General features: G+C 45.6%; 17 protein-coding genes and 1 pseudogene. 6 read left to right on the top strand and 12 right to left on the bottom strand.

Annotated elements, in window-relative coordinates; genetic code table 11:
- Nucleotides 1-196 precede the first annotated feature (196 nt).
- On the top strand, nucleotides 197-3,310 hold the full coding sequence (locus AC1EK4_RS04840) for a glycoside hydrolase family 2 TIM barrel-domain containing protein (protein ID WP_480357219.1): 3,114 nt from the start codon (nucleotides 197-199) through the stop codon (nucleotides 3,308-3,310).
- Between the two features lie 317 nt (nucleotides 3,311-3,627).
- Here the strand turns inward: AC1EK4_RS04840 and tatC are convergent, their stop codons facing one another.
- From tatC to AC1EK4_RS04855, 3 genes and pseudogenes are all read right to left on the bottom strand, one after another.
- Nucleotides 3,628-4,422: a twin-arginine translocase subunit TatC gene (tatC, locus tag AC1EK4_RS04845; RefSeq protein ID WP_036896798.1), complete on the bottom strand. Its 795-nt coding sequence runs from the start codon at nucleotides 4,420-4,422 to the stop codon at nucleotides 3,628-3,630.
- Between the two features lie 4 nt (nucleotides 4,423-4,426).
- On the bottom strand, nucleotides 4,427-4,612 hold the full coding sequence (locus AC1EK4_RS04850; RefSeq protein ID WP_036896796.1) for a Sec-independent protein translocase subunit TatA/TatB: 186 nt from the start codon (nucleotides 4,610-4,612) through the stop codon (nucleotides 4,427-4,429).
- Nucleotides 4,613-4,819: 207 nt separating this feature from the next.
- Nucleotides 4,820-5,467 (bottom strand): annotated as a pseudogene (locus AC1EK4_RS04855) (AraC family transcriptional regulator); the annotation flags it as partial.
- Nucleotides 5,468-5,658: 191 nt separating this feature from the next.
- Here AC1EK4_RS04855 and AC1EK4_RS04860 point away from each other — a divergent pair.
- Nucleotides 5,659-6,477, top strand: a complete 819-nt coding sequence (locus AC1EK4_RS04860) for a pyridoxamine kinase (protein WP_480357221.1) — start codon at nucleotides 5,659-5,661, stop codon at nucleotides 6,475-6,477.
- A gap of 170 nt (nucleotides 6,478-6,647) precedes the next feature.
- On the opposite strand, the gene AC1EK4_RS04865 is transcribed toward AC1EK4_RS04860, so the two are convergent.
- Both AC1EK4_RS04865 and AC1EK4_RS04870 read right to left on the bottom strand, forming a co-directional pair.
- On the bottom strand, nucleotides 6,648-7,361 hold the full coding sequence (locus tag AC1EK4_RS04865) for an LrgB family protein (RefSeq protein WP_036896793.1): 714 nt from the start codon (nucleotides 7,359-7,361) through the stop codon (nucleotides 6,648-6,650).
- A 9-nt stretch (nucleotides 7,362-7,370) separates the two neighbouring features.
- Nucleotides 7,371-7,757 carry a CidA/LrgA family protein gene (locus tag AC1EK4_RS04870; protein WP_036896861.1) on the bottom strand — a complete coding sequence of 129 codons (387 nt, stop codon included), beginning with the start codon at nucleotides 7,755-7,757 and terminating at the stop codon, nucleotides 7,371-7,373.
- Between the two features lie 939 nt (nucleotides 7,758-8,696).
- Here AC1EK4_RS04870 and AC1EK4_RS04875 point away from each other — a divergent pair.
- Entirely contained in the window at nucleotides 8,697-10,004 is a 1,308-nt protein-coding gene (locus AC1EK4_RS04875) for a UDP-N-acetylmuramoyl-tripeptide--D-alanyl-D-alanine ligase (RefSeq protein ID WP_480357225.1), read from the top strand.
- Here the strand turns inward: AC1EK4_RS04875 and AC1EK4_RS04880 are convergent, their stop codons facing one another.
- Nucleotides 10,005-10,913 carry a LysR family transcriptional regulator gene (locus AC1EK4_RS04880; protein WP_480357280.1) on the bottom strand — a complete coding sequence of 303 codons (909 nt, stop codon included), beginning with the start codon at nucleotides 10,911-10,913 and terminating at the stop codon, nucleotides 10,005-10,007.
- 119 nt (nucleotides 10,914-11,032) lie between these two features.
- On the opposite strand from AC1EK4_RS04880, the gene dgt reads away from it, so the two are divergent.
- A complete protein-coding gene (gene dgt, locus AC1EK4_RS04885; protein ID WP_480357228.1) occupies nucleotides 11,033-12,370 on the top strand; it encodes a dGTP triphosphohydrolase in 1,338 nt (445 codons plus the stop codon).
- Nucleotides 12,371-12,718: 348 nt separating this feature from the next.
- On the opposite strand, the gene AC1EK4_RS04890 is transcribed toward dgt, so the two are convergent.
- The 4 genes from AC1EK4_RS04890 to AC1EK4_RS04905 form a co-directional block, all read right to left on the bottom strand.
- Nucleotides 12,719-13,615, bottom strand: coding sequence for a DNA/RNA non-specific endonuclease (locus tag AC1EK4_RS04890; RefSeq protein WP_036896783.1), 897 nt, complete (start codon nucleotides 13,613-13,615; stop codon nucleotides 12,719-12,721).
- Nucleotides 13,616-13,695: 80 nt separating this feature from the next.
- The gene (locus AC1EK4_RS04895) at nucleotides 13,696-15,510 is read right to left on the bottom strand and encodes a choice-of-anchor J domain-containing protein (protein WP_480357230.1); all 1,815 of its coding nucleotides are present in this window, start codon (nucleotides 15,508-15,510) and stop codon (nucleotides 13,696-13,698) included.
- Between the two features lie 37 nt (nucleotides 15,511-15,547).
- Complete coding sequence (locus AC1EK4_RS04900) at nucleotides 15,548-16,390, bottom strand: DUF5689 domain-containing protein (RefSeq protein ID WP_062433414.1); 843 nt, start codon at nucleotides 16,388-16,390, stop codon at nucleotides 15,548-15,550.
- A 12-nt stretch (nucleotides 16,391-16,402) separates the two neighbouring features.
- The gene (locus AC1EK4_RS04905) at nucleotides 16,403-18,934 is read right to left on the bottom strand and encodes a TonB-dependent receptor (protein ID WP_480357232.1); all 2,532 of its coding nucleotides are present in this window, start codon (nucleotides 18,932-18,934) and stop codon (nucleotides 16,403-16,405) included.
- Nucleotides 18,935-19,118: 184 nt separating this feature from the next.
- Here AC1EK4_RS04905 and AC1EK4_RS04910 point away from each other — a divergent pair, with 184 nt between their 5' ends.
- Nucleotides 19,119-20,165, top strand: coding sequence for an endonuclease/exonuclease/phosphatase family protein (locus tag AC1EK4_RS04910; protein ID WP_480357234.1), 1,047 nt, complete (start codon nucleotides 19,119-19,121; stop codon nucleotides 20,163-20,165).
- Between the two features lie 86 nt (nucleotides 20,166-20,251).
- Here the strand turns inward: AC1EK4_RS04910 and yfcE are convergent, their stop codons facing one another.
- Together yfcE and AC1EK4_RS04920 are read right to left on the bottom strand one after the other, a co-directional pair.
- Entirely contained in the window at nucleotides 20,252-20,764 is a 513-nt protein-coding gene (gene yfcE / locus AC1EK4_RS04915; protein WP_036896779.1) for a phosphodiesterase, read from the bottom strand.
- On the bottom strand, nucleotides 20,761-21,258 hold the full coding sequence (locus tag AC1EK4_RS04920) for an Lrp/AsnC family transcriptional regulator (protein ID WP_369793918.1): 498 nt from the start codon (nucleotides 21,256-21,258) through the stop codon (nucleotides 20,761-20,763). Before AC1EK4_RS04920 ends, yfcE begins: the two co-directional genes overlap by 4 nt.
- 242 nt (nucleotides 21,259-21,500) lie before the next feature.
- On the opposite strand from AC1EK4_RS04920, the gene AC1EK4_RS04925 reads away from it, so the two are divergent.
- A complete protein-coding gene (locus AC1EK4_RS04925; protein ID WP_036896854.1) occupies nucleotides 21,501-22,625 on the top strand; it encodes a 5-methyltetrahydropteroyltriglutamate--homocysteine S-methyltransferase in 1,125 nt (374 codons plus the stop codon).
- The last annotated feature ends 31 nt before the right edge of the window (nucleotides 22,626-22,656 follow it).

The raw sequence follows: 22,656 nt of genomic DNA on the forward strand, positions 1-22,656 counted from the left end.
TAGTCCTACTCAACAAGGAAACAGAACTATTATACCCCCATAAGAGATGCGACCATATGGACGTTTCTCGCCTCTATGACGAATGTATCTAGCATTCGTCACATTTTCAGATTTCACATCTTTTGACGATTTCCCTTTGTTTATGCAGAGTTTTATCGTTATTTTTGCACAAATAAATACCAATAAACCAACATCTATGAACAAACTTTTCCTTATCGCTGCATTGACTTCTGCGTTGCCAGTATGTGCGAGTAACACCCCGACCGTGCAACCAACATTCACCGAATGGCACGATATGGCAGTCAATCAGGTTAATCGTTTCAAGCTTCATACTAATTACTTTGCCTACGAATCGGCAGAGAAGGCAATGAAAGGCGACATGACCCAGTCGGATAACTATCTTTCATTGCATGGTGCATGGAAGTTTAATTGGGTGGAAAATGCCGACCAACGCCCCACAGACTTCTTCAAAACCGATTACAACGACGCTTCTTGGAAGAGCCTGAACGTCCCCGGTATATGGGAACTGAACGGCTATGGAGACCCTGTCTACATCAATGTGGGCTTCGCATGGCGCGGCCATTTCAAGGACAATCCGCCTCAGGTGCCTATCAAAGACAACCATGTGGGCAGCTATCGTCGCGTTATCAACATCCCCGATAACTGGACGGGGAAACAAGTTATCGCCCATTTCGGCTCCGTGACATCCAACATGTATCTTTGGATTAACGGTCAATATGTGGGCTACACCGAAGATAGTAAGGTGGCAGCAGAGTTTGATATTACTCCATACTTGAAGAAAGGAGCAAACCTAATAGCTTTCCAAAGCTTCCGTTGGAGTGACGGCTCGTACTGCGAAGACCAAGACTTCTGGCGCTTATCGGGCGTTGCTCGCGAGAGTTATCTATATGCTCGCGATGCCAATGTGCAAATGACGAACATCCGTATCACCCCCGATTTGCAGAACAACTATCAAGATGGCGAGGCTCAGATCAGTGTTGACGTGAAGGGACAACCCATTATCGACTTCCAACTTTACAATGCCAATGGCATAGAAGTGTTGAAATCAGAGACCGACTTCAAGGGAAGAACATCCGGAACAGTGCAATTCTTGCTCCGCAATGTGAAGACTTGGACGGCCGAAAGTCCTTACCTTTACACTCTCGTAGCGACCGTAAAGGACCGCAAAAAGAACGTGAAAGAGGTCATCACACAGAAGATTGGATTCCGTAAAATAGAGATAAAGAATGCCCAATTGCTTGTCAATGGCAAGCCCATCTACATCAAAGGAGCCAACCGACATGAGATGGATCCGGACGGAGGATACGTCGTTAGCCGAGAAAGAATGATTCAAGACATTCAGATTATGAAACGTCTGAACATCAATGCCGTACGTACTTGCCACTATCCCAATGATCCAATGTGGTACGATCTATGCGATGAGTACGGACTATATGTATGTGCCGAGGCCAACCAAGAGAGCCACGGATTCCAGTACGGCGACGATTCGGAGGCCAAGAAACCACTCTTTGCCAAACAGATATTGGAACGCAATCAGCACAATGTAGAGATGCACGTGAACCATCCAAGCATCATCTACTGGAGTTTGGGTAACGAAACAGTTGATGGACCAAACTTTACGGCAGCCTACCAGTGGATTAAAAACTTTGATAGTAGCCGTCCTATACAGTGGGAACGTGCTGAGAAAGGTGCCAACACCGACTTCTATTGTCCGATGTATCGCACTCCCGCAGCATGCGAAAAATACGCTCTCAGTACAGCACCCGAAGACCAAAAGCCACTCATTCAGTGCGAATACAACCACACCATGGGTAATTCGGGCGGTGGACTCAAAGACTATTGGGAACTCGTCCGCAAATATCCGAAATTCCAAGGTGGCTTTATTTGGGACTTCGTAGACCAAGCTCTGCACGGCAAAGACGCCAATGGCGTGAGCATCTATAAATATGGTGGCGATTATAACAACTATGATGGCAGCGACAACAACTTCAATTGCAACGGTATCATTGGCCCCGACCGCCAGCTTAATCCGCATGCTTACGAAGTGGCTTACCAATACCAAAACATATGGGCAGAGCCCGTTAACCTCAAAGCCGGCAAGATTAGCGTGCACAACGAGTACTTCTTCCGCGACTTGAGCAATTATAAACTGGTATGGACTATGACAGAAGACGGTAAAGCTGTGCAGACAGGAGAGGTCAACGACCTCAAAGTGGCACCTCAACAGACCGTAGAATACACCCTGCCTTACAATGCTCAAGCCTTCAAGGGAGAGCTTTTGCTCAACCTAAGCTTCGTATTGAAAACTGCAGAACCATTGATGAAAGCCGGCCAAGAAGTGGCTTATCGTCAGCTACACATCACACTCCCGACCTACAACTATGCCGGTCCGGCAGCTGAAGGCAAACTGAAATTGCAGAATAAGAAGAAGGATACACAAATCAGTATCACTGCTAACGGTGTAGATGTGAAAATTGATAAGGCCACAGGTCTGCTCACTTCGTACACTGTCAACGGCACTTCCATGCTCGGTGAAGGCGGTACGTTGAAGCCAAACTTCTGGCGTGCAGTCACTGACAACGATATGGGAGCCCATCTTAACATCGCTTATAAAGCATGGCATCATCCAGTTATGAACCTACAAAGCCTCACCGCAACAAGCGATAAACGCACGGCTACCGTCGTAGCTCGCTACGATATGCCCGAAGTGAAGGCTCAATTGGTACTCAGCTATGTGGTTTATCCCAACGGAGAAATCAAAGTAAATCAGAAGATGACGACCACTCCGGGAGCTAAGGTAAGCAATCTGTTCCGCTTCGGAATGGTACTTCAGATGCCATACGATATGGATCAGTCTGAATACTTTGGTCGTGGACCTATCGAAAACTACCTCGACCGTCGCGAATGTATGAACATCAGTATCAACAAACAGTCGGCCGATGAGCAGTTCTTCTCTTATATTCGCCCACAAGAGAGTGGCACCAAGACTGATATGCGCTGGTGGATACAGTCTACAAAAGCCGGTACAGGCTTGCGCGTGGTATCTGACAATGCTTTCTCGGCAAGTGCTATACACTACAACATCGACGACTTGGACGATGGAGAAGAAAAAGAACAGCGCCATACACAGCAAGTAGCAAAGAGCAAGTACACCAACCTCTTCCTCGACAAGCGCATGGCTGGTGTCGGTGGTATCGACAGTTGGTCGCCTCATGCCAAAGCTATGCCTAAGTACGAAGTGAAGTATGGTAACTTCGACTTCACCACTTGGCTCATTCCTTTGAAATAAACGACAAACCTATAGCGACTTGATAGTCGCCTAACATAAAAGTCCATCTTTTGCGAGATGGACTTTTTTATTGCTTGTTTCAGTAATCTATCGGATAAAAGAGGTATGATCTTTCAGCATGAACATACCTATTTCATTGGCTCATACTGCCCATTATTCACTCCGAACTTTTTACCCTTCATTCTCTGCATGGGCTAGGCAAAACTGCTGAAAAGCCGTAGCAGCATTGCTGAGAAGCCAAGACAGCGATGTTGCCAAGCCCATGCAGGAAATAAAGAGTAAGGATTTAAGAGTCTGTGATGTACTTTCTACGTGGCTTATATAGTGTCTTCTACCTCTTCATCTACAGCATCTTCCTCCACTTCGGGGCCTTCTACGCCCTGCACCAAGAAGATACTTATTTCGTAGAGCAGCCAAATGGGGACGGCAACAATACTGAGCGTAAAGATGTCGGAAGTAGGTGTGATGATGGCAGCAACTATCAATATCACCACAACAGCGTGTCGACGATAGTGGCGCATCCACGAAGAACGAAGCACACCAAGCTTAGCCATGAGCCAACTGACGACAGGTATCTCGAATACCAAGCCGAAAACAAAACTCATCATCAACAAGGTGTCAATGTAAGATTGCAACGATAACAGGTTCTCTACATCACTACTCACTTGATAAGTAGCCAAGAACTTAACCGTCAAGGGGAAAAATAAGAAGTAATTGATAAGTATTCCTACGCAGAAAAGCAGGTATCCGGCCATCACAACACGTGCCGAATAACGCCGTTCTTGCTGATAAAGAGCCGGCGATACAAACCCATAGAGCTCGTAAAGTACATAAGGTAAGGCCACCAACACACCGAAACAGAGAGCTGTTTTCATGTGTACCATGAACTGCTCGGTAAGTCCTACGTTTACTAGATGGATGCTGAAATCGTCAGCACCCAATAGTTTGTAAGTGATGAAGTGGGCATCTTTCGGTGCCAGCACAATGTCGAAGAGCTGCTCTTTCAGGCAGAATGCGACAATACCAGCCACTACGGTCACGCAAATAACCTTGATTAGGCAGTTGCGAAACACGTCAAGATGCTCCCAAAAGGAGAGCTCTTCTTCCGCCATGTATCTAGTCGTTCTTCTCTTCCGTCTTCTTCGGAGCGTCTGGATTAAGGTCGTTCTCAATACCGTTTACTCCTTCTTTGAAACTCTTCACGCCTTTACCAAGGCCTCTCATTAGTTCAGGAATCTTCTTACCTCCAAAGAGAAGCAAGACAATAAGTACTATCAGAATAATCTCCGGTGTGCCTAACATATTGATACAGTTTTAAGTTATTGGTTTTGCAAAAATAAGAATTATTCTTGATATTCACCCATTTACTGTCTATTTTTTAGATACCGGTGTCTAAAGCAAATATTAATAAGAGCCTATTTATAGGAAAATCGGCGGGTCGTCTCGTTGAAGCGAGTGAGCGAATACATCAAGGTTGTGTTGGCATATCCTAGCCATGCGGCAATGTCGGAGTCGGTCTTGTTTCGGTCGATGCCCCTTAAAATAGCCATCAAGCAACGATTCAAACTTTTCCAAGACTCCAAGATTAGCTGTTTTACGCGTTACAAACTGCCGTTCGTAGAATCTCAAGCAGTAATCCAAGAGCAATTCGATATTCCGACAAATCAGTTTACGCGTGTGTTGGTCAATAGGATGCTCCAGTTCCTGTTGTATCTTGCTGAGACAATCTTTGAAAATGGCACGCTCGTCCTCACTCAAATGTAATGCTTCGCGCGACGAATAAGAAAAGAAAGCGTACTGTTTTATGCTCTGAGCAAGCGAAGTTCCGCGAATCAAGTCGGGGTGAAAGAGCAGTCCGATAGCGTTAGGTGTATAGTCAGGAGCCGGTTTTATATGTATCACCTGCCCCGGAGCGAACGATGTCACCATCCCCTCTTGATAGTCATAAGGCTGCCGTCCGTAGGTAATATCGCCACAATAGGTCTGCTTCTACCATATACTATAGACACCATATTCAATTGTTCGCTCTTCGCGAGCGGCTTCCAAGTTAACCTTCGACATATCGACAACGGTCACCAAAGGGTGTCGCGTCTCAAGTCCCATCTCTTTATTGTAAGCATCAATGGAGTCTATACGCCTGATTTTTGATTCTGTCATAGTCTTCTTCTCTTTCTGGCGACAAAGGTAGCAAGTCTTTTTCGCATCGTCGTTAAACATATTACAGAATATCCAACCATAATTACCTACCCACTGGAAAGCTACTCTGCGATTGCAAAACATTCTAGGCAAAGATACAAAAATATTTCACTCCTTTTCGTATCTTTGCACATAATATAATGCATACACACATGAGCAAGAAACAGATACTTCTGATCAACGATATGGCGGGTTACGGAAAGGTAGCTACAGCAGCCATGCTTCCCATCCTTTCGTACATGGGTTTGCCCACCTACAACCTGCCTACAGCGCTCGTTTCCAACACGCTCGACTATGGAAAGTTCCATATCCTCGACACCACAGACTATATCAAAAATGTCTTTCCGGTTTGGAAAGAGCTGGGATTTTCGTTCGATGCCATTGCAACAGGATTCATCGTATCCGAACGCCAAGCTCGTCTGGTATCGCAATATTGCCGCGAACAGGCTACCACCGGTACCACCATCTTCGTCGATCCCATCATGGGCGACGAGGGAAAACTCTACAACGGGGTGACGCCGGCAACAGTCCAAAACATGCGGGAAATGGTTTCCGTAGCCCATTTGGTATTCCCTAACCACACCGAAGCATGTTATCTGACAGACTCACCCTATCATCCGGAGGGTGTGGATAAGGACGGTGCGCATACCTTGATAGATGGTCTGCGCCATATAGGAGCCAAATCGGTGCTCATCACCAGTATTCCTGTCGGCGGACAGCCATCGGTAGTAGGTTACAATCATGAAACGGACACCTACTTCCAATTACCTTATACCGAGATACCAGTGCATTTTCCGGGTACCGGCGACATATTCTCTGCCGTTCTCATTGGTCATTTACTCAATGGCGAACAGCTCACAGAGAGTACCCGTAAGGCCATGGATGCCGTCTACAAACTCATCGATTTGAATAAAGACAACGTCGATAAGAATCGCGGTATACCCTTGGAGAAGTATTTGGATATTTTGTAAGACCTCACCTAGCCCCACCCCTTCCCTCCCCAAAAAGGGAGGGAGAGCTACCTTGTAATATCATATAAACTCTTTCCCTCATTAGAAAACCATCGGTCGTCGACCGATTAGTCGTTATCAGTGTAGCCCGTGCAACGGCAAACGAGGAAGGTAAAGGCTGGAAAGGGGCTTTATATAATCCCTATAACCTTCAGTATCGAGGGCGTCAGCAGGGCAGTAAAGATACCGTTGAGCGTGATACCTAGACTGGCAAAAGCTCCATACTTGCTACTCACATCCATCGCTGTAGATGCTCCGACAGCGTGGGAAGCCGTGCCCATACTCAGTCCTTGAGCTATAGGACTGTTGACATGACCAATTGCCAGCATCTTAAATCCGAAGATAGAACCGATGATTCCCGTTACAATCACAATGGCTGCAGTGAGCGATGGAATGCCATTGAGGGCTTGAGTCACCTCCATAGCGATAGGAGTGGTGACCGACTTACTGGCCAATGACACGATAACAACCTGTGAAGCACCCAATAGTTTGGCTGTCAGCACGACGCTTACAACTCCTACCAAGCACCCTACCAATTGCGAAACAACGATAGGCAACCACAGTCGTTTGATAGCTTCAAGCTGCAAATACAGTGGGACACCAAGCGCCACAACGGCCGGTTTCAACCAAAACTCGATGAGTGCGCCATTGGTTCTGTAAGTTTCAAAGGGTACACCGGTCAACTTCAGATAAGCGATAATGGCTACTATCGTTATCAAGATGGGATTAAACAACACCCAACCAGTGCGACGTTGCAGGCGTCGCGTTAAGAAAAAGATGGCAAAGGTGAGTGCCAATGATACGTATTGATTGGAAAAAATCTGCAATAAATATTCGTGGTTCATGTGCGTTGCTTATTTTCTATTCTTTCTACAGTGTGACACATACCATCTCAAAAACGTACGCTCGCTGCCTATCACCAACTGGTGCATATGACCGGTAACCACCAATACGATGGCCGTACTCACGAAAGTGGCCACTGTGATAGGCACTATCTGCGGCTTGATAATGTCGAAATAGAGCATAATAGCCACCCCCGGTGGCACAAAAAAGAATCCTAGGTTACCGATAAGGAAGTCACACAGTTGGCGAACCCATTCCAATTTCACCCACTTGAGTTTCAAAAACAGGGTCAGGAGCAACATCCCTATGATGCTCGATGGCAACTTGATGCCGGTGGCCCACACTGCAAACTCTCCCAATGCCAAGCATCCGAAGATGATAAAAAACTGTCTAGCCATGAATACAATAAAACTTTTCAAACGTCGAAACGCGACCGCAAAGGTATCACTTTTCGACTATAGTAGCATGATTAACACCCTTTTACTTTAAAGAATACATACAAAAAGTGATGAATATCAAGTCTTTCTCCCCAAAATTCAACAACTCATCAGCTTCAAAACTAAAGAACTTATCAACTCAAAACCATCTCCCTCTCCTTTTGGGGAGGGCGGGGGTGGGGCTACAGAGGGTTGAGGAGAGGTTGCTGCAACGGCTCCTCAGTATTGCTGCCAAGTCCATTCAGCATTACTGCAAAGTCTTGTCAACATCGCTGCCTCGGCTTTGCAGCGAAGTAGTAGACAAGTTAATGAGTAAACAAATAGACAAGTTTAGGTTTTAGTTTGTAAGTTATTGAGTTGATGAGTTATTAGTTGAGTTTATAAGTTCATAGGTTTTTGAGTTGAAAACTATTGGGGTGGGATTGAAAAAAAGGAATTTACTGCCTGAAAGGCAGCCTTTTCATAGCCGGATGCCTTTAGGCTTACGCTCATTACAAAGGGCTGTCCTTTAACCAAGATAGCTACTCGGAGTGAACAGAACACCCACCACTTCGCTATGAAAACAAAGAGTTTGGAATTGGCAAGTAGACTAGATAACAGACAGAAAAAGGCATGCGAGTGAAGTCACCATTTTCCATCTATTCACTTTGTAACCATGGTTACTGTAACAACGGTTACAAAGTTGCTTTCCGATTTTCCCACTCATGGCGCGACAGAATCAGAAAATATCATTATCTTTGCATAAGAAAGGCTGCATTCGGCTATTTGAAAACAAGTTTTCATTGCGCTCAATTGCACTTTCTTTGCATAAGATGAAGGTACCATCGTGTATCTCCATGATACGAATGAAGCCACCATAACTCCTCAAAGAGGAATTTCATTCTCTAACAAATAGTGTTCATGAATGCAACCGAATTATATGCTTTGTACCTAAAACAGGGACAAGCTACCACCGACAGCCGCGATTGCCCTGCCGGCTCTATCTTCTTTGCCCTCAAGGGCGAGTCGTTTAATGGCAACAAGTTTGCTGCTGCCGCGTTGGAAAAAGGATGCGCTTATGCCGTTGTGGACGAAGCCGAGTATGCTGTAGAGGGCGATATGCGCTATATATTGGTGCCCGATGTGCTGCAAGCATTCAAGGATATGGTACGCGAGCACCGCCGTACGTTCAACATTCCTGTGATAGGTATCACCGGAACCAACGGCAAGACGACGACCAAGGAACTCATTGCTGCCGTATTGGAAAAGCGCTATAATGTGTTATACACACTCGGCAACTTCAACAACGACGTGGGAGTGCCCAAAACTTTGTTGCGTCTTAAGAAGCAAAACGAGATAGCCGTCATCGAGATGGGAGCCAGTCATCCCGGCGACATCAAAACTTTGGTGGAGACGGTGGAACCTACTTGCGGACTGATAACGAATGTTGGCAAGGCTCATTTGCAAGGTTTCGGATCGTTTGAAGGCGTGATGCGCACTAAAGGAGAGTTGTACGACTATCTCCATGCTAACCATTGCGAGGTGTTTGCCAACTTGGATAACCCCTATCTGGAAAAGATGCGGGAGCACGCAGGCATCACCGAAGCCATCTATTATGGGCAAAGCGAAGATGCCAAGATTACCACTCGCGGAGAGTTAATCGACTGTACGCCGTTCTTACATTTCCGTTGGCAGTCGGGCAATGGACAGTGGTACGAAGTCAAAACACATCTCATCGGAGCCTACAACTTGGATAATATGTTGGCAGCCATTGCTGTCGGTGTGCGCTTCGGCATCGCTCCGGAACTGATAAGCGAGGCACTTGCCAACTACATTCCGAGCAACAACCGCAGTCAACTAGACGTAACGGCGCACAACAAACTCATCGTCGACGCCTATAATGCCAATCCTACAAGTATGGCGGCAGCTCTACAAAACTTCAGTCTCATCCCAAACGAGCATAAGATGGCCATTCTAGGCGACATGAGAGAACTGGGAGAGGCGAGCATGGAAGAACATCAGAAGATGGTAGAACTCATGGCCGAGAAACAATTAGGCACTGTATGGCTCGTCGGAGAGGAATTCGGGAAGACTCAATGCAACTTCCGGAAGTTCAAAGATGTGGAGGAAGTAAAAAGCGAGATTGCAAAAATGCAACCTCGCGGATATTATATTCTCATCAAAGGGAGCAATGGTATCCATCTAGCACAGTTGAAAGAACTGCTGTAATTACATCAAATCGGCCAATACGGAATAGCGTTTGATAGCTTCAGAGTCGCTGAGAATGCGGTAGAATTCGCGGGCAGAGTTCTTCACATACGTATTCTTACGCACATGAATACAACCTTCCATCAGGTCTTCACAGTTCTTCAAGGGCACTCCCTCTATTCCTTCTAGACCGTGAATGGTAGTCTCTGCCAGTACCGAAACGTAATTACTAAGCTGCACCAATTTCAATAATATCTCCACATCGTTCAACTCTATGAGCACATGGGGATGATGGTCGCTGTCAGCAAGAATCTTGTCGAAGGCATTACGTGCCTGTAATCCCGTAGCCGGCAAGGCCATATCGTAGTAGTCAAGCTCCGATAACGACACCGAAGATAGCTTCGTCAAGGGATGACCGGTACGTACCACGGCTGTCAGATGCGTGCTAAAGAGCACATGGCTATCTATATTGGCATAGCGTTCGGAGGGTTTGAAAGCCAGCACAAAGTCGAGTTCACGCTGTTGCAGCATCTCCATGAGTTCGTTCATCGACTTATAGATGATGTTCATGTGGACATGCGGATAATGCCGAGTGAAGTCGAACAGGGCGTCGGTAAGCAGCGGACTGAACGTATAAGTGACTCCGATGTTCAACGTCCCGGTCATGATGGCCTTTAATTCGTTGATGCTTTCCACACAGGTATCGGCCGATACAAGCGTGGCACGAGCGTTGGGAACCATGTGTTCGCCGGCTTCCGTGAGTTGCACTTCGTGACTATTGCGGTGGAACAGTTCCACACCAAGCTCGTTTTCCAGATGTTTTATCTGTTGCGAAAGCGTACTTTGCGTGATAGACAAAGCCTTGGCCGCCTCCGAAAATGAGAGCAGTTCAGCTGTCTTCAAGAAATATTTGAGTTGTCGAAGTTCCATCATTGCAAAAATACAAAAAACTATCAAAAGACACAAGGTTATGACTTTTTATTGCTACTTTTGTCAAACAATGCGATGGGACAGACTCCCAGTCAACCTATAAAAGACGCTATCAGCACATGAACTGGCTACAACTCATATCCAACAAACGACTAGGACAAGAATATAAACATGCCAATCGGCACGACGACCGCTCGGAATTCAAGCGTGATTACGATCGTCTTATCTTCTCGGCTCCTTTCCGTCGACTGCAAAATAAAACACAGGTATTCCCTCTTCCGGGCTCAGTATTCGTACACAATCGCCTCACCCACTCGCTCGAAGTGGCCTCGGTAGGCATGTCGCTAGGCAACGATGTGGCCACACTATTGAAGCGACGCCATCCCGAACTGGTCGGTACGCTTTTCGAAGAGATAGGAACCATCGTCAGCACAGCCTGTCTGGCGCACGACATGGGGAATCCGCCATTCGGTCATAGCGGTGAGAAAGCCATACAAGCTTTCTTTGAAGAGGGGGCCGGAGCAGCTCTCAAGGCTCGCTTGAGCCGTCAATTTTGGAGCGATATTACCCATTTTGAAGGTAATGCCAACGCTTTCCGACTGCTCACCCACCAGTTTAATGGTCGCCGTGTAGGTGGTTTTGCCATGACCTACGCGACACTTGCGAGTATCGTCAAATACCCATTTTCGTCAGGACAAGATGGTCATCACGGCAAATTCGGGTTCTTCCAATTTGAGCAAGACACTTATTGTAAGATTGCAGAAGAACTAGGTATCATTCGCCACTCGGCTCCCGACGAACCGTTGGCATACGCCCGACACCCGTTGGTATATCTCGTTGAAGCGGCCGACGACATCTGTTACGAGGTCATGGACATTGAAGATTCGCATAAACTACGCATCCTCTCCTACGAACAGACGAGCGACTTGCTGCTCGGTTTCCTCTCTCCGGAGGAACAGGAACGTGTAAAACAACGTATCGAAGATGAACATATAACCGACGAGAACGAACGCGTGGTCTACATGCGAGCTTGTGCTATCGGCAAACTGGAAAGCGAATGTGTGGCAACCTTCGTTGAACACGAAGACGAGATACTTGCCGGAACGTTCAAAGGATGCCTTGTCGACCACATCAACCCGCTACAACGCGATGCCTATCAACGATGTGCCAAGGAGTCGTACCGACTGATTTACACTAGCAAACCTGTGTTGGACACCGAACTGAGCGGTTATAAAATCATGGAGACATTGATGGATACACTCGTCGATGCGGTGGTCAATCCCAATAAATTCCATTCCAAACAGCTTATCAACTTGGTAAGCAGCCAGTACGATATTCGCAATGCCAACCTCGAAAATTGCATCATGGCCGTCATCGACTACGTCAGTGGAATGACCGATGTCTATGCCCTTGACATCTATCAGAAGCTCATTGGCAGTTCATTGCCGTTGGTGTAATTATTCAGGGCGAATGCAATTCGCCTGACAAGAAATATCTTTTTTATTAGTTGATATATAACCTTTTATATGTAGGGGAGTCTTTCAGACTCGATCTTTCTTTATCATTGTGCTCCGGAAGCCTAAAGGCATCCGGCTATGAAAAGGCTGCCTTTCAGGCAGGAAATTCCTCTTTTCTAAATCCCACTCCAATAGTTTTCAACTCAAAAACTCATGAACTTACAAACTCAACCAATAACTTATCAACCCAAAAACTTTAAAACTAAAGCCTAAACTCGTCTATTTGCCTACTCGTTCACTTGTACACTTGTCAACTTAAAGAGCGAATGCAGCGCGACAACTCAGCATTTACTGCAATCCCCAAAGATTGATATTCACTGAAGATTCTATTCGTTCTTCGCGGTCATCGGGCAGATTACAGAAGAGATCAATATCGAGTTTCTTCTCCAAATCGTTGATAGAAATGGCATACTTGGCCAAAGCTGTATCCTTGTTGTCTTCGTGCTTTACCCAGAAAGCGATGGCATTGTACTGTCCATCTTTCACGCGCAAGATAGCCATCCAAAAGTATTTAGGCACGATAAGGCCGCTAGACAGCCTCTTTAGGATATAGTCGTTCTTATCAATGGTACCACCTTTGCACACATAAAGGGTGTCGGCAAACCCATAATTATTTCGAGTCCCCCACTGGCGAACGGCAGTCTCCATGTTTTTCCACACTCCATCGTTGAACGCATGCGACTGCGGTTGCATGTTGGAAAGATAGAATGTCTCGATGTTAGCAGTCTGCGTATAGAGTCGGTCGGCAGAAGGACAGATGTGGCCGTGGTCGTATCCAGTTCTATAATATGGGTCATAAGCAAATCGGTACATAGCCGGAATAAGTTCATCTTGGAAGTATTGCAACTCACCTTTCCGCCTATCAGCCACATAACGCTTTACTCCCTTACCTGTAGCAAGGTTGCTCTTATAAAGTTGATAGCACGACCAGCGCTGCGACTTCTTGCTATCGTCCCACTCGGTACAGTAGTTGACACCGAAACCATCATTGCTTTTATGGATAAGGACACGATTGTTGGCTCCCCCTTTAAGCTTGGGAAATTCCAAACGGGCGTATTCCGGGAATACAGAGGCATCGTTGGCATTGGCGTTATTGGTTTCATTGTCGGGGATTATATCGTCGTTACTTGAACACGCTACAAAAAGGAATGCAGCCGTGCAGATAGTAAATAGTTTCCTGAACATGAAATAAATGGATAATAAATAAAAAGAAATAGGTGCACCAAAAGTGTATTTCTCTTGGCACACCTATATATGATAAGCTATTACTTAGCGTAATAGATAGTGACAGTTTGTAGACGAATCTGCTTCTTTGGGTCTGTCTTTGAATTGGTATATACTACCTTCTTGCCATCGTAAACAACAGAAGCATCAGCATTACCAACATTTGCACCTCGGAAATTATCACAAGTAATCACAATCTTAGCAATATTGTTCTTACCTGTAAAGGTGATAATACCACCCGCATATGAACGGATACCCTTACTCTGAGCATAAAATTTAGCATTGGTAGAAGCTGTTCCCTTGCTAAATTCGATGGTACTTCCATCGCTCAATGCAACTTGAGCAACTTCTTTCTTATCTGTAAGTCCAGCCTTGCTAAGATCTATTGTGACAGACGGACCGGCTGTAAACTTGCTGTTGGTCAATGTAACTGTGGTGCCTTCGATAGTCAAACCACTGCCCTCAGTAGGTTTTACATCGGGAGTAGTGGTGCCAGAGCCAGTCTCAAACTTCGTAATAATGCTGTTCTTGGCAACCTCCTTGGTTCCCTTAAAATCTATCAGTTTTCCTTTCACTGTTACTTTATCGCCCACCTTTAAGTCGGTTGCTGCCTTGAAAGGATTATCTTTAGTTCTCAATCCACTGTATATTTGCAGAGCATTCTCATTTTTACCGTTGTCTGAGATATAATAGGTGAGACTGTTATAACTCTTATTAAATTTATCAACTTTACAAACTACACCGCTCACATAAGAGTCGGTAGCAGTCTTCTCGTCCTTGGGATTCGCTGTAATCTCAGCCAAGGCACCGGCTACGTTGAAAGGTTTAGCCTCGCTACCATCGCCCTTTGCCTCTCCAATTGGGGTATCAGGTTTCTCCGGAGCGGTCTTGCCATCGACAGAATAGATGTAGTTTTTAGCAGACATCTCTTTCAGTCCCTTATATTCTACCAGTTTACCAACTACGACAACAGTACTACCTACAGGCACTTCTTTCTCGTTGTTGAAATTAGCTTTGCCCAAGTTCAGACCACCAAATATAATAAGGGTGTTCGTACCATCCTTGGTATCGGCAATCTGATAAGTAGCGTTGTGGTATTTAGCACTTACACTGTCTACCTTGGTAATGATACCCTTAACATAGACTTCTGCGTTTCTATCGTTTTGTTTTGCAGCAATAAGACTAGTAGCTTTCTCTACATTGTAAGGAGAATCTTTTGTTCCTTCACCCGTACCGGTAACAGGTGGGAGTACTTCTTTCTGTTCTTCAACTTCGCCTGAAGCCACTACGACATTCTTAATTTCCCATGTCCTAGAACCTTTTGCTGTGCCACTGTAGTAGAAAGCAATGCGACACTTGCCACCAAGATACTTAGCGTCGATGTTCTTAGCATAGTGTGCGAATGTAGACCATTCGCCCGGAGTGCCCGGCGTCAATGTTCCGGTGATGTCTTCCCATTGAGTTTCGGCAGGTTTTCCGGTATAATTCTTGGTAATAAGCACTTTGTCGGCTCCCTCATTATTGGCATACTGCAAGATATAATCAAATTGCAAGTTAGCTTTTTCGACTTTGGTAAGGTCTATTTCTGGCGAAACTAGATAGCTCTCGCTCTCGGTATTCTTCTTATCTACATATCCTGTAGCCGTAGCAGTGTTGTGACTGATAACCCATGCGATTCCTTTCGGAGTCTCAACGGTAAAGGAACCAAAGCTAGAAGCGAAGGTTTCTTTTAAAATAGCAGCCGTTTCTGTGTTTCCACTGCCGGGAACTTCGTATGGAGCGGGAACATTTTCGCAACTTGTAAATATCATGGCTGCCATAGCCATTGCGATCATTGAATAAAAAATCTTTTTCATATTATGGTTGTTTTTTGTTTACTTGGGTAATTGATATTTACTTCACGTCGGCTTCGGTACGCACGAGTATCTGCCATGTATTGCCGTATCGGGTGAAGATACCGGTGATGTCGACAGTCTTAGTAGGTAATTTTGAAGCAGCGAAATCAGCATAGGTGCTTGTGCGAACTACAAGATTGGACGCATTATAACCAGCAAGACCACGGTTCACACAGTTGGCTGCATCAGGCGTTCCGGTAGAAGCATAGGTGTCGGTACCGTTACCTTCATTGAACTTCACGCCTTTAATGGTCATCAACTTGCCACTATTAGACTTGAGATAGTTGGCATCTTTCATCTTGTTACCATCGAAATCTTCGACCGTAACCTTTGAAGCGTCGGCCGTACCAATGAGTTTAAAGTGCTCATTCCAAATATAACGGCTCATTCGACTCACGTAACTCTTGCCACGTGCATTGGTATATGGTATACCAATCTCGGCCTGCTGACCGTATCCACCGATGTAAAGCCCCTTCAAATCTATCAAGATTTCCTGACCTACGGGCAAGAAACCAAAGAGTCCATTCTGCGAGATACAGATGAGAAGAGCACCAGTTCCGTCGTCGACAGAGATTTCGCTATAGATGTTTCCACCCACATCGTTACCCGTAACACGAGCCTTTATCTGCACATCGTCGGTGATTTCGGTGTATGTATTAGTCGTTTGATAAATGTAATCGGCATACTGAGATTTGAGTTTGGCAATGGTTATGACATTGCTTTCTTGGATTTTCTCATTGCCAAATGCATTCTTGTTATCGGGATTATCCCAATCGTTGTTCATACAGCCGGTAGCCATGAAAGTCAGTACGGCCACGATGAAATATAGAATTTGTTTCATTGCGATGTCTGTTTAGAATTTATAGGTGATGTTAAGCATACCGTTCGTGCCGTAAGCATAGAACTTCTTAGGATTGGCAGAGAACTTATAGCCACGTGTATTGCCCGAAGCGGTGGCGTCTGAGCGGCTCTGTTCGTAACCACCGGTCACGATACGACGGTTGTTAAGAATATTGGTTACCATCAAGTTGATAGAGAGTGAACCTTTCTTCAGATAGATGTTTCGACCAATAGACCCATCGAGCATGAAACCACCCTTGCCCTTATCTTGCGAAGATACGATGTAATTGTTGCTCTCGTCCACACGTCCGAGCTTGGCAAGTACCTTCTGATAGCGGTAATAAGGGGAATAAGAGAGATAGATTCGGTCGTAGTAGTTGCCGTTGAGGTCGACATACCAGCCACCCTGATGATAACTAATGCCTGCACTCAAAGCCGTGAGAGGAGTACCCGATTCGCGCATTCCCTTGTTCAACAACACATCTGTGTCGTAGGTTCCCTTTGTACTGTTGAGGTAACGAACGTTGGCATTGTTGGCATACTTGGCTTCGCTCACAGTTCCTAGGAACTTGAGATTGAAGGCAGACGACAACTTAAAGTCGAGTCCGGCTTCTACTCCGTAGAATCGTTTGACGTTGTTGGTTAGCGAAACATAAGAGAATGAATTGATATCATCGAAGTAGATAGGAATCCATTCGGTCACACGGTCTACATAACTATAGTGTGCACTGACATTGGCATGGAGCCAAGAAGAGAGGTATTGATACCCTATCTCAGAACTAAATACACGCTCGTTCTTCAGATTGGTGACGAAATCGTTGTTCATCTCGGCAGCTTGGAAAGCTACAGAAGCCGTAGGAGCATTCCAACCATAGCTTGCGCCCATGGAGAACGTGTGTCCACGACCTGCATTCAGCGTCAAAGCCAGTTTGCCGGTTGCCTCGGCGAAGGTTGCCGTACCGCTTCCACCAAATGAATTATTGGGGAAGAGACCATTGCGCATCTTGCCATCTCGACTCATACTAGTGCCTCCGGCCTTGATAGCTGCCAATCCATGAAGGCGACCAAATGTGCGGGTGAAGCTTGTCCAAGCATACCCCTTATTGACAAAGATGTTGTAGTCGTAGGCGAAGATGTCGCCCTTTCCTACCAAAGCATTGGGATGGTTAAGGTCGTATTGCAATTCGTCAGCGCCCGGAGCGTATGTACCTAAAGCGTAAGTATTAATATTGTGGAACGATGTTGCGCCCAATAAATCCTCCATAGTCTTATAATGATGTGTTCTACTGGTAGCGAGAATCACACCCAAATTCCATGTCGTGAGTTTATTAATATTGGCATTAAGCGTCGACGCAAGGGTCAACATGCTTTGGTTACTGTGACGATTTTCCACATAGTACATAGCATCTGCGCCCTGAGCCGAGGCATTGGCGTTGGCTAAATACAAGCGATCCCAGTTGACTTGCCGATTGGCTTTCGATGCCGTAAGGTAATTATAAGCCTTTGTCCATCCCACCAACGAAGCCTCGGTACGATTACCGGTGTCGGTTGGATCGAACACATCATAGTAGCTACTAGGCAGAAGCTTATAGTAATCGGGCTGTGGATTGTCGGTGTTATTATAGTTGAGTTTGGTGCTACTGTAGTGGCCGAGCTTACCACCCAAAGTGGTTGTCAACTTCATATCGTTATCTATCTTCCAATCCCATGTAAATAATGCAGAAGGAGAGAACTCGTTTACCACGCGCGAGTTGCGCTTCTTACCATTCTGATAACCCCAATATGGATTGTACTGATAGTCGTTGGCCAACCAGTAACTTTCGTCTGTGGCAGCTCCTTGAGTACCACGCTCGGTGGGATTACCCCATGTGGTGAAGCTCAGCGAATGCTGCATGCGAGAGCCAAGCACCTTTTGAACACCCAAGAAATAAGACAACGAATTGTAGAAAGTACCTTCTACATAGCCTCGACTGGCCCATCTGTAAGTAAGACCGGCAGAGAATGCCCAGCCTTTACTATTGAGACCGCTGTTGTAACTGTACACTCCACGAGCGGTATAACTACGGTTGGCCGCTGCTATAGAGACTCTATGACCTCTCGGCATGTTTGCCGGACGGAAATCGTAATTGGTAGAACCGGCCATGGCAGATACCATATAAGCATTGTTCTCAAACGGGAGTGATGTATCAGAATTACGTGTCTGGTTGTTCAATCCACCAATCAACGAGAAGCGGAATTGACCACTTTCCATATCGTTCATGGGCATACCGTTGATATAGACCTCGTTGTATTTCTGATTGAAAGCACGGTATCTGAACCGCACTGGTGAGAAAAGATAACCCACACCACTGGCATAGACATTGGAATTGGAATTGATGATGGTCACATTCTGGGTGATATTGTCATCTTCTCCAAGCTGTGATTCGGTAAAGGTGAAAGCCGATTCGTTCTGAACTTCGTTCTTTTGGCCATTACCAACAGACTGTGCAAATGCCAACGATGAGTAGCATATCGCTATCGCAGCAAGTTTAATCTTCTTTTGCATGGTTGTTTTTAAATTTGACTTTGTTTGCAAAATAAGTACTTATTTTTGAATTTCCACCTTATAAAATTACTTTTATTCATAAAAAAGGGATATTTCTCGCATAATTTTACGACATTTGCAAAGACAAGTATAGTTTTAAAATATTTGTCGGTTAACGTAATATCAAAAAGCAAAAAAGCAAGTAATGAGAAAAACAACTTTGATGCTGATGGCATGTCTCTTTGTGTCTATCATGTCTACAGCGCAGAAAAAGTTCAACGTTTATGCTGTAGGATTCTATAATCAAGAGAACCTTTTCGACACTGTTCATAACGAGGGAAAGCGCGATTACGACTTCTTACCTAATGGAATCTATAAGTGGGACAAGCTACGCTACACACATAAACTTCGCAATATGAGTAGGGCGTTGGCCGATATGGGGACCGATGTATTGCCCGGCGTGGGCTGTTCGCTTATCGGAGTGAGCGAGGTGGAAGATTCAATGGCTTTGGCCGACCTCGTGGCTCAAGAACCTTTGAAAGCCCGCAACTTCCAGTTTGTACACATAGAAGGCCCCGATAGCCGTGGCATCGACTGTGCCTTGCTGTATAATCCAAGTTTGTTCACGCCTACATGGAGCCACCTTTATCAATATAAAGACGAAGTGAAAGGTGACACCGCATTCCATACACGCGGTTATCTCACCGTGAAAGGAATCTTGGGTGGCGATTCTGTGTGCGTTATCGTATGCCACTGGCCTAGCCGTTTCAACACTTCACCCTATCGAGAGACTGCCGGTAGACAGGTGAAGAAGATAAAAGACAGCTTGTTGCAAGCCAATCCCGACCTGAAAGTGTTTGTGATGGGCGACATGAACGACGACCCCATGAACGCCAGCATGAAAGTAGGATTGGCGGCCAAGGGCGACATCTCCGAAGTTGGACCGAACGATATGTACAACCCGTTCTACGCTATTCTCGCGAAACAAGGTACCGGTACGTTGATGTACAACGGCAGTTGGAATCTCTTCGACCAAATAGTTCTTTCACCGACACTGCTTGATAAGGACGGAAAGAAAGATTTCTCAACACTGAAATATTGGAAAAAACAGATCTTCCGTCGTGATTATCTGTTCCAACAAACAGGAAAATACAAGGGTGCTCCATTGCGTACGACAGCCGGCGGAGTATGGCTTGATGGTTTCTCAGACCACCTTCCGGTAGTCGTATATTTGGTAAAAGAACAGAAATAATTCTTTTCCACCCCTTTTTATCCCCCAGCTTGATATGGCGAAACCTCTCGCCAAGCATCAAAGAGAAATTATCGTATTACCTCGTCTTATGGTAATACGATAATTTTAAATTCTCCATTCTCATACACAACCATCGTAGGCGGATTGCCACCTTTAGGAAAAGTGATGGAACCGGTGTTACAAACAGTGAGCGAGCCATGCTGTTCGAGTTTATAGAGATGCGTATGCCCATAGACGATGGCGTCGTATGGACCGCGTGGCATATTCGTTTCGTTGTAGATATGACCGTGAGTAAGTAAGATACGACGGCCACTATCAACGAGCAACATACTGTCGGCCATAATAGGAAAATCAAGTAACATCTGGTCGACTTCGGAATCACAATTGCCTCGGATAGCCACAATCTCGTCGGCCATGGCATTGAGTTCGCGCACAATACCTTGTGGGTCGAGTCCTTCGGGCAACCCATTACGCGGTCCATAGTTCAATATGTCGCCTAGAATAACAAGCATATCGCAATGCTCTTCACGGTAAAATTTCAGTGCTTTTTGCAATGCCGGCAGACAACCGTGTATGTCTGAGATGATAAGATATTTCATACGTTGTGTTTGTTTTGACTGTTGATACGTGGGAGAGGGATGCCTTGGCTGCCTTTGATTTCGCCAATGACAAAGACACTGTTCAGACTTCCGATGCAATCTATCGTACCGAGCGTATTCAACATGAACGCTTGATAATCGCGCATATCGCGAGCATGCACCTTAATAATGAAGTCGAAGTCGCCACTGATATTGTAACATTCGGTGATTTGCTCTATATTTTGCACAGCATCCATGAACTCTTGAATATAGTGTTGGGAGTGCTGTTTCAACCGAATGTTACACAATACGATGATACCCGTACCAAGTCTACGGCTGTCTAGCTGCGCTACATACCGCTTGATATAACCTTCTCGCTCCAGTCTTTTCTGTCGTTCGAAGACTGGAGTGGGCGATAGATGCACCTTGGCAGCCAACTCTTTCACTGTGAGTCGGGCATTTTGTTGTAGTTCGCGTAGGATGCGAATATCGGTTTCGTCTAGATTTTCCATCATTATACAATTGCGATAAGGGACTTACAATAGCCATCATAACCATTGCGGAAGTCTCTTTTAGTCCTTTATACACCTCTCCAATAACACATTTTTATAGAATAATATTCTACACAAAGCATTATATTTCCGACAAAAGTAGCATAATATTCCTATTTACCAAAATTATTTGCTAGTAAAAGTAAAACCATTTACCTTTGCCTTCACAACAACGAAATAAGGTAAAACGAGATAAAATAGAGACTATGAGTAAGAGAGAAGAGACTAGAGCACCGTTTAGTGCCGACATCGTAGGGAGTTTTTTGCGACCGGAAGAATTGAAGACTGCAAGAGCCAAGTATGCCAATGGAGAGATTGGCGATGCCGAACTGAAAGCCGTGGAAGACCGGCTCATCAAAGAGTTGATAGAAAAACAAATAGCATCAGGGCTACATGTCATCACCGACGGAGAATATCGTCGCAGCTATTGGCACCTCGATTTCATGTGGGGATTGCAGGGAATAGAGCACATTGAACTCGAACATGGCTACTTCTTTCATGGCGAAGAGACCACAAAAGGGTCTATCAAACTGGTCGGAGAAATCTCCGGAGAAAACCATCCATTCGTAGAACACTTCAAATACGTGAAGCAATTTGAACGTCCGGGAGTCGTGGCCAGACAGACAATCCCTGCTCCGGCACAGACATTAGCAGAGCTTTTCCGTGGCGACAATGCCAAGCAAACGGAGTCTATCTATCCTAATTTTGATGAATTGGTGGAAGATTTAGCAGCCGCTTATCGCACCGTGATTCGCGACTTGTATGAGGCCGGCTGCCGAAACATCCAGTTCGACGACTGCACTTGGGGCATGATAGTTGACGAAGATTACTGGAAGGCGAAGATGGGCGACGGTGCTACTATAGAAAGCGAGGCTAAGAAGTATCTGCACGTGAACAATCTGGCACTCGAAGGCAGACCTGCCGACTTGGCAATCAACACCCACGTGTGTCGTGGAAACTACCATTCCACCTACGCATGTAAGGGAGGTTACGATGCCATCGCGCCCTATCTGTTCGCCCACGAGAATGTGGATGCATTCTATTTAGAGTTCGACGACGAGCGTTCGGGAAGTTTCGAACCTTTGAAATACATACCCGCTGACAAGAAAGTGGTGCTCGGACTGATTACCACCAAGCGTGCCGAACTTGAGAATGAACAGACTATTATCGACCGAATCAAGGAAGCCGAGCAGTATATACCGGCCGAACGACTCTGCTTAAGTCCGCAGTGTGGCTTCGCTTCGTGCGAGATTGGCAACAAGTTGACAGAAGATGAGCAATGGAAAAAGATAGCACTGGTACAGAAGATTGCTGCCACGGTGTTTGAATAATAATTGTTGTGAGTTGGCGTCTGAACGATTT

The sequence above is a fragment of the Prevotella sp. C0026C3 genome (assembly GCF_056590795.1).